Origin of the sequence: Caenispirillum salinarum AK4 (assembly GCF_000315795.1) — a bacterium.
In the GTDB taxonomy this organism is placed as follows: domain Bacteria; phylum Pseudomonadota; class Alphaproteobacteria; order Rhodospirillales; family Rhodospirillaceae; genus Caenispirillum; species Caenispirillum salinarum.
The window spans coordinates 140,177-153,386 of sequence record NZ_ANHY01000017.1 but is presented as its reverse complement, the minus strand read 5'-3'; the positions used below and the strand labels follow the sequence as shown (position 1 = coordinate 153,386).

Here is a 13,210-nt window from a genome sequence, read left to right as displayed (position 1 = left end):
CCAGTGATCGGTGATCCTTACGCCTGGGACCGTCGTAGTGGTTCAACAGACAACCACGGCAAGCAACGCCGCACAGGTTATGCAACGCCGGTTCCCCCGGAGCGCCGGCGCCGCCAGTCAACGGAGGAGAGTGCTCATGTCGCAGCGCGTCACCATTGTCGGAGCCGGCCCGGGAGGCTTGGCCGCGGCGCTTCTGCTCGCCCGTCACGGCGCCGACGTTACCGTTCTGGAACGGCGCGACCGTGTGGGCGGCCGGTGTTCCGCCATCGAGGCCGAGGGCTTCCGCTTCGACATGGGCCCCACGTTCTTCCTTTACCCGCGCATCCTGGAAGAGATCTTCGAGGCGTGCGGCACAAGGCTGGCCGACCATGTGGAAATGCGCAAGCTCGATCCCATGTACCGGCTGGTCTTCGAGGGCGGCGGTGAGATCCGCGCCAGCGACCGCATCGAGGAGCTGCAGCGCCAGGTTTCGCGCCTCAACCCGCACGACGCCGCCAACCTGCCCGCCTTCCTGGAAGACAACCGCCGGAAGCTGACGGCCTTCCGCCCGGTGCTGGAAAACCCCTTCGAGGGGGTGAAGGACTACCTGCGGCCCGACGTGCTCAAGTCCCTGCGCTTCCTGCGCCCCACCGCCAGCGTGGACAAGGACCTGTCGCGCTACTTCGACGACGAGCGCGTGCGCCTGAGCTTCTCGTTCCAGAGCAAGTATCTGGGCATGTCGCCGTTCCGCTGCCCCAGCCTGTTTACCATCCTGTCGTACCTGGAATATGGCCACGGCGTCTATCATCCCATCGGCGGATGCGCGGCGGTGGTCGAGGCCATGGCGGACCTGGCGCGGTCCATGGGCGTGGACATCCGCTTGAACGAAGGCGTGACCGGCATCGAGTTCGACAGGCGTCGCGCCAAGGCCGTCGTCACCGACCAGGGCCGCCACGAGTGCGACGCGCTGGTGATGAACGCCGATTTTGCCCACGCCATGACGCATCTGGTGCCCGACCACCTGCGGCGGAAGTGGACGGACGCCAAGATCGACCGCAAGAAGTTCAGCTGTTCCACCTTCATGATGTGGCTGGGCGTCGACGACACGGCGGCCGACCTGGACCACCACACCATCTTCCTGGCCGAGGACTACAAGCGCAACATTCGCCAGATCGAGGACGGCCGCGAGCTGCCCGACCGTCCCTCGGTCTACGTCCAGAACGCCGGCGCCACCGACCCGACCATGGCGCCGCCGGGCAAGCGGGCGCTGTATGTGCTGGTGCCCGTCCCCCACCAGTCCGAGCATATCGACTGGTCGAAAGAGAAGGCCGGCTACCGCCGCCTCGTGCTCGACCGGCTGGCGGAGATGGGCGTGCCCGACCTGGAGCGCCGGGCGACCTTCGAGAAGGTGTTCACGCCCGACGACTGGCGCGACGGCCTGCACGTTCACAAGGGGGCGACGTTCAACCTGGCCCACAACCTGACCCAGATGCTGGGCTTCCGCCCGCACAACCGGTTCGAGGACCTGGACGGCGTCTATCTGGTCGGCGGCGGCACTCACCCCGGCAGCGGCCTGCCCGTCATCTTCGAGGGCGCGCGCATCACGTCCAAGCTGATCGCCGAAGACCTCAACCTGACCCTGACCCCGGCGCTGCGCCAGAGCGCCCTGGACCACGAACCCGCCCTGGCGGCGGCCGAGTAAGCGGAGGGACCCACCCATGACCCGGACCATGAGCGAATCCCTGCCCATCGCCGTCGTCGGCGGCGGCCTGGGCGGCCTGGCGGCGGCGGCGACCCTGGCCGCCCGCGGGCGCAAGGTCATCCTGTTCGAGCGCAACCCGTGGCTCGGCGGCAAGGCTGCCGTGCACGAAGCCGAGGGCTTCCGCTTCGACATGGGCCCCACCATCCTGACGGTGCCGCGCGTGCTCAAGCGCATCTTCGCCGAGGCCGGCGAGGACGTGAACGACCACCTCGACCTCATCCGCCTGGACCCGCAGTGGCGCTGCTTTTTCGAGGACGGCACGGTCCTGGACCTGCAGGAAAACGTCGACCGCATGGCGGCGTCGCTGGACGCCTTTTCGGGCGCCGGGACGGGCGACGGCTACAAGGCCTTCATCAAGCAATCCGAGCGCCTGCACGACATTTCCGAGAGGTTCTTCTTCTGGAAGGCCGTGGAGGACATAAAGGACACGCTGTCCATCAAGGGCAGCATGAACATTTCCACCCTCTCCGACGTGCTGGCGCTGCGCATGGGCTCCACCGTCGCCGGCACCATCCGCGGCCATGTGCCCGAGAAGCGCGCGGCGCAGATGCTGGACCACTTCGTGCAGTACGTGGGCTCGTCGCCTTACGCCTCGCCGGCGGTGCTGTGCGCCATCGGCCACATGCAGACGTCCGAGGGCATCTGGTATCCGCGCGGCGGCACGCGCGCGGTGCCCGTGGCACTGGCCGAACTGGCGGCGCGCAAGGGGGCCGACCTGCGCATGGGTGTGGGTGTGTCGCGCATCCTGTCCGAAGACGGACAGGTGACGGCGGTGGAGACCACCGCCGGCGAAACCGTGCCGGTCGCGGCCGTCGTGTCCAACATGGACAGCATCCGCACCTACGACGAACTGGTCGGCGGCAACCCGGCGGCCACCTTCCATTCCCGCCGGTCCTACGAGCCCGCGTGTTCGGGCGTGGTGCTGTACCTGGGCCTGAACAAGGCCTACGACCACCTGGCACACCACGACTTCGTCTTCTCCCGCGATCCCGAGGAAGAGTTCGACACCATCTACAACAAGGGCGAGCCCGCGCCGGACCCGACGTGCTATCTGGCCGCCCCCGCCCGCACCGAGCCCGAGGTGGCGCCGCCGGGCGGCGAGGCCCTGTACGTGCTGGTTCACACGCCCTACCTGCGGCCGCACCACGACTGGTCGAAGATGCTGCCGGAATACCGGCGGACCATCCTCGGCAAGCTCAAGCGAACCGCCGGCATGGAGGACATCGAGGAGCGCATCGTCCACGAGCGCGCACTGACCCCGCAGGACATCCACGACCGCTATCATGTGCTCAACGGCGCCATCTACGGCCTGGCGAGCCACGGGCGGTTCATGGGCGCCTTCAAACCCGGCAACCGATCGCGCGACCTGAAGGGCCTATACCTGGCCGGGGGCGCGGCGCACCCGGGCCCCGGCATGCCCATGGTGATGATGAGCGGCTGGATCGCCGGCGACACGCTCGACCAGGACATGACCGGCCAGGGCGCCGCGGCGACCGCCAAGGCCGGTGTGGCCTGACCATGAGCGACGGCGGGAGCCCCATCCCGCCGCCGGAGGTCGTCCGGCGCCGCAAGCCGGCCCTGGTCCGCTTCTTCGGCGGGGTGATGACGCGACAGATGCGCAAGGCCTTCCACGCCGTGCGCATCGCCCGCGACGGGCGCCCCCGGCTGCCGCCGGGGCGTTCCGTCATCGTGTACCTCAACCATCCGTCCTGGTGGGACCCGGCCTTCATCATGGTGCTGGCGACCCACCTGTTTCCCGACCGCCCCGGCTTCGGTCCGATCGACGCCGAGGCCCTGGAGCGCTATCGCTTCATGGCGCGCATCGGCCTGTTCGGCATCGAGCGCGACAGCCGGCGCGGGGCTGCCACCTTTCTGCGCGAGAGCCGCGGCGTGCTGGCCCGGCGCGACGCCATGCTGTGGGTGACGGCGGAGGGGCATTTCACCGACGCCCGCACCCGGCCCGTGTCCTTGCGTCCCGGCATCGCGCATCTGGCTGCCCGCGTGCCCAACGCCCTGCTGGTGCCGCTGGCGGTGGAGTACCCCTTCTGGGACGAGCGGACGCCCGAGGCCCTGTGCCGCTTCGGGCCGCCCATCGACCCGCGCGCCGCCTCCGGCCGCTCCGTCGAAAGCTGGAGGGCGGTGCTGGAGGACGCGCTGGCGTCGCAGATGGACCTGCTGGCCGATGCCGCGCGGTCCCGCGACCCGGCGCGGTTTGACACGCTGATCGGCGGAACGGTTGGCGTCGGCGGTGTTTACGACCTGTGGCGGCGCGGCCGGGCGTGGCTCGGCGGCCGCCGCTTTCATGCGGGCCACGGCGCCCCGGAGGATTCGCAATGACCCTGGAAACCCTGGCGCTGATCGCGCTGTGCCTGGCGCTGCTGCCCCTGGCGCTGACCGTGCTCAACCTGCCCTTCTTCCGCCGCGCACCCGCCCGCGCCCGCACGGGCGCCTTGATCTCGGTTCTCATTCCCGCCCGCGACGAGGCCGCGAACATCGAAGCCGCCGTACGCTCGGTGCTGGCCGACCGGAAGACGCCGCTGGAGGTGGTGGTGCTGGACGACCACTCCACCGACGGCACCCCGGACATCGTCCGCCGCCTGAGCGCCGAGGACCCCCGCGTTCGGCTGGAGACGGCGCCGCCCCTGCCCGGCGGGTGGTCGGGCAAGCAACACGCCTGCCATGCGCTGTCACGTCGCGCACGGGGCGACATCCTGCTGTTTATGGACGCCGACGTGCGGCTGGAACCCGGTGCGCCGGGCCGCTTCGCCGCCTGCTTCACCGACCCGCGGCTGCACCTGGTCAGCGGCTTCCCGCGCGAGGAGACGGAGACCCTGGGCGAGCGGCTGATCATCCCGCTAATCCACGTGCTGCTGCTGGGCTACCTGCCCATGTTTTTCGCGCGCATGTTCCGCCGCACCGCGGCCTTCGCCGCCGGCTGCGGCCAGTTGATGGCGGTCCGGCGCGAGGCCTACGACGCCACGGGCGGGCATGGCGCGCCGTCGGTGAAGGCCTCCATGCACGACGGCGTCACCCTGCCCCGCGCCTTCCGCCGCGCCGGCTTCGCCACGGGCGTGGTGGAGGCATCGGACCTGGCGCGCTGCCGCATGTATGAGGGCTTCGCCGCCACCTGGGACGGCTTTTCCAAGAACGCGACCGAGGGCATGGCGACGCCGGTCGGTTTGCCCGTGTGGACCGTGCTGCTGGCCGGCGGGCACATCCTGCCGTGGCTGCTGATCCCCGCCGGGCTGATCGCAGGCTCGGCGGCGGTGGCCTGGATGGGCCTTGCCGGCGGGCTGGCGACGCTGGCCCAGCGGGCGGTGCTGGCGATCCGCGCGCGCCAGGACTGGCGGGCGGTGCCGTGGCATCCGGTGGGAATCGCGGTGCTGCTGGCGTTGCAGTGGGTGGCGCTGGTGCGGTCCTGGCGCGGCCATCGGCCGACCTGGCGCGGCCGCACGGTCGCGCGCGGCGAGGACGCGGCCTGAATTCGGGGAGCGGCCCCGCGCGGGGCCGCGTTCGCTCTCCAGACTGGAAACCCTGTGTTTTCAAGAATTTGGAGAAACCCGATGTCCGAGCCCACCATCCTCGACGACCTGAAGTCGGACCACGAGGAGATACGCCTTCTCGCCGAGCGACTCCAGGAAACGCCCGACCCGGAAAAGCGCCGCGTGCTGTTCTCCGACTTCAAGAGCCTGCTGATCGCCCACGCCCGGGCGGAGGACGAGGTGCTCTACAAGCCGCTCAAGCGCACCACCTCGGCCCGGCTGAAGGCCCTGGAGGGCGAGGAGGAGCACGACGTGGCCGAGTTCCTCGCCACCCGCCTCAAGGACGACGACGACAAGGGCGGCGACGCCTGGACGGCCCGCACCCAGGTCATCAAGGAGGTGTTGGACCACCACATGGACGAGGAGGAGACCGAGATCTTCCAGGCCGCCCGCGACATCTTCGGCGAGGACCGCCTTGTCGCAATGGGGGCGCAATTTCGTGAACTGAAGGAAGACCACCTGCGTAGACAGGTGTGAGAGAATTGCCCCCTCTTCTCTCGCAAAGCCGAAGGCACCCCGGTCCCCGCAAGGGCCGGGGTGTTTTCGCACTTGCGATGGCTGGACAGCGGGCGCCGCCGGCCTCACTCTTGATTGACACGCCTTACCGGAGAGCCGCCCATGGCCGAAGGCCTCGTGCTGAAAATCGCGCTGATCCTGGTGCTCGGGGTCGGTGCCCAGTGGGCCGCCTGGCGCTACCAGATACCCGCCATCGTGCTGCTGGCCGTCGTGGGCCTGATTGCCGGCCCCGCCACCGGCGTGCTGCAACCGGCCCAGGATTTCGGCCCGCTGTTGCAGCCGGCCATCGGAGTCGCCGTCGCCGTCATCCTGTTCGAGGGCGGCATGAGCCTCCATCTGGGCTCGCTGAAAGGGGCGGCCAAGGCGGTGCGCCGGCTGATCGTCATCGGCGCGCCCGTGGGCTGGTTCTTCGGTGCCGTGGCGGCGCACTTCATCGGCGGCCTGTCGCCGGCGGTCGCCATCCTGTTCGGCGGATTGCTGGTGGTCACCGGCCCCACCGTCATCGCCCCCATGCTGCGCCAGGCCCGCCTGAGCCACCGGCCGGCCGCCGTGCTGCGGTGGGAGGGCATCGTCAACGATCCCGTCGGCGCCCTGTTCGCCGTGCTGACCTACGAGATCGCCGTGCACTGGGTGCTGGACCAGCCGCTGATCGTCGTCGCCGGCGGGCTTGCCATGGGCGTCGCGGTGGCGCTGGCGCTGGGCGTCGCCATCGGCCTGGGCTGCATCCAGGCCTTCCAGCGCGGCTGGGTGCCGGAATTCCTCAAGGCGCCGCTGGTCCTGGGCGCCATCCTGCTGTGCTTCGCCGTCTCGAACCTGGTTTATGACGAGGCCGGGCTGCTGGCGGTGACGGCACTGGGCATGACCATCGGCAACTCGCGCGTTTCCAGCCTGGACGAGCTGCGCCGCTTCAAGGAGTACGTGACCACCGCGCTGGTCTCCAGCGTCTTCGTGGTGCTGACGGCGACGCTGACATGGGATTCCTTCAGCGCCCTGAACTGGCGGCACCTGGCCTTCATCGCGGCCATCCTGCTGCTGGTGCGCCCGGCCGCCGTGCTGCTGAGCACGCTGGGCACGCCCCTGCCGTGGAAGGAGCGCGCCCTGGTCGCCTGGATCGCCCCGCGCGGCATCGTCGCGGTGGCCGTCGCCGGCCTGTTCGCCACCAAGCTGCAGGTGGTGGGCTTCGAGGACGCCGCCCTGCTGGTGCCCCTGGCGTTCGCCATCGTCTTCGCCACCGTCGTCGCCCACGGCTTTTCCATCGGCTGGCTGGCGAAGGTGCTGGGGCTGGTGTCCACCCGCCGGCCCGGCATCCTGATCGTCGGCGCCTCACGCTGGACGGTGGCCCTGTCGCGCGCGCTGAAGGACCTGGACGTGCCGGCCATCATCGCCGACGGCGACTGGCACCGCCTGCGCCTGGCGCGTCAGCAGAATGTGCCCACCTACTTCGGCGAGGTGCTGTCGGAGGTGACCGAGCACCACCTGGAGTTCAACGCCTTCGGCCACCTGATCGCGGCGACGCCCAACGACGCCTACAACGCCCTGGTCTGCACCGACCTGGCGCCGGAGCTGGGCCGCACCAACGTCTACCAGACCGGCTGTCACGAGGCGTCGGACCACCCGCGCCGGCGGTCCTTCACCCTGGGCGGCAAGACGCTGTTGCGCTCGGGCGCCGATACCGACGACCTGGAGCGCCGCATGCTGGCCGGCTGGACCTTCCAGAAGACCCGGCTGACGGGCGCCTTCACCTTCGACGATTTCCTGGCGAATCGAAACGCCGACGCCGAGATCCTGCTGGTGCTCAAGCACGACGGCCGCATCGTCTTCGCCACCCACAAGGAGCGTCCGAAGGCCGCCGAGGGCGACGTGGTGTTGTCCTTCGTCCCGCCTGAAAGCCGCAGGAAAACAGGCGATGCCGCCGCCGCCAGCCTGGCCAACGCCGATGCATCGGTGAAGGCGAAAGTGCCGTGACCACTTGACGCGCCGTCATGGCGGGCATATCTCAACAATCTAATTTAATCATTTGATTGAGATCGCCCGCCATGGACCAGCCCGCGCCTCGCGATAGCCGCTCAGACCTTGTTCCCGAGGGCCACGCGCCCTCGGCACGCGGAGAGGAGACGCGCCAGCGCCTGCTCTCCGTCGCTTTGCGGGTGTTCGGGCGGGACGGCTACGACGGCGTCTCCACCCGGCGCATCGCGGCGGCGGCAGAGGCCAACGTGGCGGCCATCGCCTACCACTTCGGCGGAAAGCGCGGCCTGTATCTGGCCGTGGCGCGGTCGGTGGCGGAACGCAATGCGGCCTTCGTGCGGCCCATGGAAGCCCGCGTCGCCGAGACATTGGCCGAAGCCGCAGGCGACCGGGCGGCGCTCGGCCGCGTGCTGGGCCGCGTGGTGCTGGGCCTGATGGCAGGCCTTGGCAGCGCGCGGGAGGACGGCCGGGCGCTGTTCATCCTGCGCGAACTGATGATGCCGTCGGAGGCCTTCGACCTTCTGCACGAAGCCTTCTTCCTGCCGCTCAACCGGGCGCTGGCGGCCATCGCCGGCGCGGCGCTGGAGCTGCCGCCGGATCATCCGACCGCCATCATGCGCGGGCATCTGCTGATCGGCTCGGTCATGCCGCTGATCGCCGCGCGCGAGGTGGTGGAACGGCGCCTGGATCGGGCCATATTGACGGGCGGGGCCTGGGAGGAGACGGCCACCGCCGCCGTCGCCTCGGGCTGCGCCTCGCTCGGGCTGCCGGCGCCCGACGTGTGCTCGCTGGCGGAGGACTGAGCCATGAAGGCGTTCCTGCAACGGCACTGGCGCAAGGCCCTGATCCTGCCGCCCATCCTTGTCGCCGCCGGCATCTTCGTCATGGCCGTCCAGGGCCGCGAGCCGCCCGTGCGGGCCGAGACCGGTGAGACCGCCACGCCCGTCCGCGTCATCGCGGTGCCGCGCCTGGACGTCATCCCCCGCGCGCTGGGCTACGGCGAGGTCGAGCCCGGTCGCGTCTGGCAGGCCGTGGCCGAGGTCTCGGGCCGGGTGGAGTGGGTCCACCCGGAGCTGGAAACCGGCGCGGTGCTGGCGGAAGGCTCCGACCTTATCCGCTTCGAGGCCGCCGACTACGACCTGGCGCTGGCCCAGATCGAGGCGCAACTGGCCGAACTGGACGCCCGCGCCGAGACCACCCGCGAGAGCCTCGCCATCGAGGACCGCAACCTGGAGGTTCTCGCCCGCGACCTTGCCCGCAAGCAGGACCTGCGGCGCACCGGGGCGGCCAGCCAGACCACCGTCGATACCGCCGAACGGGCCCTGCTGGCCGGCCGTCAGCAGGTGCAGGGCCTCAAGAACACGCTTGCCCTCATCCCCTCGCAGCGCAATGCCCTGGAGGCACAGGCCGAGACGGCGCGCCTGGATCAGGCCCGCACCACCGTCCGCGCGCCGTTTGACATCCGTGTCCGTGCCGTCGAGGTGGAGCGCGGGCAGTACGCCCAGCGCGGCCAGACGCTGGCCACCGCCGACGGCATCGACAGCGCCGACGTCACCGCCCAGGTGCCGCTGGAGCGCCTGTTCCCGCTGATCCCCGAGGCCGAGGCGCCCATCGGCGACGCGCGAAATCTTTCGGGCGCGCGCCTGCCGGGCCTGCTGCAACTCACGCCCGAGGTGCGCCTGACCGCGGGCGAGCGCACGGTCACCTGGGACGGCCGCGTCACCCGTATTGCCGAGACGGTCGACCCCAAGACCCGCACCATCGGCGTCATCGTCACCGTCGACGATCCTTACGCCGGCGCCCGCCCCGGCGCGCGTCCGCCGCTGACGCGCGGCATGTTCGTCGAGGTGGCGCTGAAAGGGCCGGCGCGCGAGGACCGGCTGGTCATCCCGCGCAACGCCCTGCACGCCGGGCGCACGGTCCATGTGGCCGACGCCGACGACCGCCTGGACATCCGCAAGGTCGCCATCGCCTGGGAACAGGGCGACATCGCCGTCATCGAGAGCGGCCTTGAGGCCGGCGACCGCGTGGTGGTCACCGACATTGTGCCCGCCGTCCAGGGGATGCTGCTTGCGCCCTCGCCCGACGATGGCGTCGCGACGCGCCTGGCCGCCGCCGCCGGGTCAGAGGGGGCGGCGCGATGATCCGCTGGTTTGCTGCCCATCCGGTGGCCGCCAACCTGCTGATGGCGGCGTTCTTCGTGGTCGGGCTGTTCGCCCTGCCCCAGCTCAAGCGCGAAACCTTCCCCGACATCGCGCCGCAGGACGTCAGCATCAACGCCGTCTATCCCGGCGCCTCGGCCGAGGACGTGGAGGACGCCGTCTGCCAGCGCATCGAGGAAGCCGTGGAGGGCGTCGAGGGGCTGGAGGAAGTGCGCTGCGAGGCGCGCGAGAACACCGCCTCGGCCGTCGCCAAGATGATCGAGGGCCAGGACCTGGACCGCTTCCTGGACGACGTGAAGACCGAGGTGGAAGCCATCAACAGCTTCCCCGCCGACGTGGAACGGCCGGTGGTCAAGCAGCTGGGCCGGGTGGACTTCGTCGCCGCCGTCGCCGTCACCGGCCCCATGAGCGCGTCCGACCTCAAGGCCTATGCCGAGCAGGTCAAGGACCGCATGATCCGCCTGCCGGAAGTCAGCCAGGTTTCCGTCACCGGCTTCTCCGAGCGGGAAATCCTGGTGGAGATTCCCGCCGAGGCGCTGCGTCGCCACGGCCTGTCCATCACCGACATCGCCGACACCATCGGCCGCCAGAGCCTCAACCTGCCCGGCGGCGTCATGGAAACCGCCGACGCCGACGTGCTGGTGCGCTTCGACGACGAGCGCCTGACCCCCGCCCAGTTCCGCGACCTGGTGGTGGTCGCCGGTGAGGCCGGCGGCGAGGTGCGGCTGGGCGAGATCGCACGCATCTCCGACAGCTTCGCCGACGAGGCGGACAAGGTCACCTTCAACGGCGGGCGGGCTGCCTTGTTGTCGGTCTCCAAGACCAAGGACCAGGACAGCCTGGACGTCATGGCGGCGCTGAACACGTTCCTGCAGGCCGAACAGGCGCGCGCCCCCCGCGGCGTGGAACTGACGGTGGCGCAGGACGTCAGCTCCATCGTGGAAGACCGCCTGACCATGCTGCTGGACAACGGCATCATCGGGCTGGTGCTGGTGTTCCTGACGCTTTGGCTGTTCTTCAGCTTCCGCTACAGCTTCTGGGTCTCCATGGGCCTGCCGGTCAGCTTCTTCGGCACGTTCGCCCTGATGACGCTGTTCGGCCTGTCCATCGACATGATCTCCATGGTCGGCCTGTTGATCGCCATCGGCCTGCTGATGGACGACGCCATCGTCATCGCCGAGAACGTCGCCGCCCACCTCCAGCGCGGCGCCAAGCCCTTCACCGCCGCCGTCGAGGGCACGAAGCAGGTTCTGCCGGGCGTGGTGTCGTCGTTCCTGACCACCGTCTGCATCTTCGGCGCGCTCGCCTTCATGGAGGGCAACATCGGGCAGGTCATGCGCATCATGCCGATTGTGCTGATCATGACGCTGGCGGTGTCGCTGATCGAGGCGTTCCTGATCCTGCCGCACCACCTGTCGCACTCCCTCAGCCACATGAAGACCAAGGAGCCCTCGCGCTTCCGCCGCTGGTTCGAGGCCGCTTTCGACCGCTTCCGCGACCAGCGCTTCGGCGCCCTGGTGGACCGGGCGGTGGACTATCGGTACCTGACCATGGGCATCATGGTAGCGCTGCTGATCACCACCGTCGCAGCCATCGGCGGCGGGCTGGTGAAGTTCCGCGCCTTCCCGGAGCTGGAGGGCGACGTGGTGGTGTCGCGCATCCTGCTGCCCCAGGGCACGCCGCTGGAACGCACCGAAGAGGTGGTGGACCGGGTTGTCTCGGCGGCACGCGCGGTCGGCGAGGACTTCGCCCCCCGCCAGCCCGATGGCCGCCCGCTGATCGAACAGATCACCGTGGAATACGCCCGCAACACCGATGCCTTCGAGACCGGCCCCCACGTCGCCACCGTCACGCTGGACATGCTGTCGAGCCAGGTGCGCGACGCCCCAATGGACGACGTCATCGACCAGTGGCGCAACCGCGTCGGCCAGGTGCCGGACGTGATCTCGCTGAAGTTCGCCGAGCGCCAGATCGGCCCAGCCGGGCGGGCACTGGACATCCGCCTGCTGGGTGACGACCTGGACACCCTGAAATCCGCCAGCCTGGACTTGCAGGACTGGCTGTACGGCTACCGGGGCGTCGTCGACCTGTCCGACGACCTGCGCCCCGGCAAGCCGGAAATGCGCATGACGCTCAAGGACGGCGCCACCGCGCTCGGCCTCACCGGGCAGGCCATCGCCGCCCAGCTCCGCGGGGCGTTCCAGGGGACCGAAGTGGCCGAGGTGCAGGACGCCGGCGAGACGTGGGAAGTGCGCGTGCGCCTGGCGCCCGAGGACCGCGACAGCCTGGCCGACCTGGATTATTTCGCCGTCGCCCTGCCCGACGGATCGCAGGTGCCGCTGACGGCGGTGGCGGACATTGCCATGGAGCGGGGCTATTCGCGTATCCACCGCATCAACGGCCAGCGCGCCGTCACCCTCCAGGGCGACATCGACAGCACGGTCGCCAACGCCAACGAGATCATCACCCACACCAGCGACACCTTCCTGCCGGAGCTTCTGGCCGCCCACCCCGGCGTATCGGTCCAGTTGGAGGGGCAGGCCAAGGAGGGCGCGAAGACGGGCGCGAGCGTTCAGCGCAACTTCATCATCGGGCTGATCGGCATCTACATGCTGCTGGCGCTCCAGTTCCGCAGCTATCTGGAGCCGGTCGTGGTGATCTCGGCCATTCCCATGGCGCTGGTGGGCGCGGTGGCGGGGCACATCGCGCAAGGGCTGGAGATGTCCATGCCCTCCATGGTCGGGCTGGCGGCGCTGGCGGGCGTGGTGGTCAACGACACCATCCTGCTGGTGATGTTCATCAAGGAGGGCCGGGCGCGCGGCATGCCCACCGCCGAGGCCGCCAAGGCCGCCGCCCGCGCCCGCTTCCGCGCCATCGTCCTGACGTCGCTGACCACGGTGGCCGGACTGACGCCGCTGCTTCTGGAAAAGAGCCTGCAGGCCCAGGTGCTGATCCCGCTGGCGACCTCGCTCGCCTTCGGGCTTGCGACGGCGACCATCCTGGCGCTGTTCCTGGTGCCGGCCTTCTACACCATCCTGGACGACTTCCGCCTGGACCCCGATGCCGTGGAGGCGCCGCCGGAGGAAGGCGCCGAGTCGCCACCGGCCGGGCAGCCTGCGCGGGCGGCGGAATAGACCGCCACCGCCCGCACGCCTATCCTAAAGAAGGACGAAGTGGCAGGCCGCTTCATCCCTTGGGATGAGCGGGTGGGCCACGCTGCCAATTCCTGCGCAAACGTTTGCGCAAACGTTTGCGTCGCCGTGACGATAGCGCTACAGTTCTCA

At 69.9% G+C, this 13,210-nt stretch carries 9 protein-coding genes; all 9 read left to right on the top strand.

From position 1 onward, the window contains the following. Positions 1–136: 136 nt before the first annotated feature. The 9 genes from crtI to C882_RS16645 all read left to right on the top strand — a co-directional run bounded on the left by crtI (position 137) and on the right by C882_RS16645 (position 13,060). A complete protein-coding gene (gene crtI / locus C882_RS16685) occupies positions 137–1,681 on the top strand; it encodes a phytoene desaturase family protein (protein ID WP_009541825.1) in 1,545 nt (514 codons plus the stop codon). A gap of 16 nt (positions 1,682–1,697) precedes the next feature. Then, complete coding sequence (locus tag C882_RS16680; protein WP_009541824.1) at positions 1,698–3,257, top strand: phytoene desaturase family protein; 1,560 nt, start codon at positions 1,698–1,700, stop codon at positions 3,255–3,257. A 2-nt stretch (positions 3,258–3,259) separates the two neighbouring features. Beyond that, positions 3,260–4,078, top strand: coding sequence for a lysophospholipid acyltransferase family protein (locus C882_RS16675; protein WP_009541823.1), 819 nt, complete (start codon positions 3,260–3,262; stop codon positions 4,076–4,078). Further along, positions 4,075–5,223 carry a glycosyltransferase gene (locus C882_RS16670; protein ID WP_009541822.1) on the top strand — a complete coding sequence of 383 codons (1,149 nt, stop codon included), beginning with the start codon at positions 4,075–4,077 and terminating at the stop codon, positions 5,221–5,223. The genes C882_RS16675 and C882_RS16670 overlap by 4 nt, the downstream gene beginning before the upstream one ends. Positions 5,224–5,304: 81 nt before the next feature. Next, entirely contained in the window at positions 5,305–5,760 is a 456-nt protein-coding gene (locus tag C882_RS16665; RefSeq protein WP_009541821.1) for a hemerythrin domain-containing protein, read from the top strand. Positions 5,761–5,901: 141 nt separating this feature from the next. Continuing rightward, on the top strand, positions 5,902–7,764 hold the full coding sequence (locus C882_RS16660; protein WP_009541820.1) for a cation:proton antiporter: 1,863 nt from the start codon (positions 5,902–5,904) through the stop codon (positions 7,762–7,764). A gap of 71 nt (positions 7,765–7,835) precedes the next feature. Next, positions 7,836–8,567 (top strand): CerR family C-terminal domain-containing protein, encoded by a 732-nt coding sequence (locus C882_RS23460; RefSeq protein ID WP_083875973.1) that lies wholly within the window; start codon positions 7,836–7,838, stop codon positions 8,565–8,567. A gap of 3 nt (positions 8,568–8,570) precedes the next feature. After that, positions 8,571–9,908 (top strand): efflux RND transporter periplasmic adaptor subunit, encoded by a 1,338-nt coding sequence (locus C882_RS16650; protein WP_009541818.1) that lies wholly within the window; start codon positions 8,571–8,573, stop codon positions 9,906–9,908. Beyond that, on the top strand, positions 9,905–13,060 hold the full coding sequence (locus C882_RS16645; RefSeq protein ID WP_009541817.1) for an efflux RND transporter permease subunit: 3,156 nt from the start codon (positions 9,905–9,907) through the stop codon (positions 13,058–13,060). The genes C882_RS16650 and C882_RS16645 overlap by 4 nt, the downstream gene beginning before the upstream one ends. Positions 13,061–13,210: the final 150 nt, after the last annotated feature.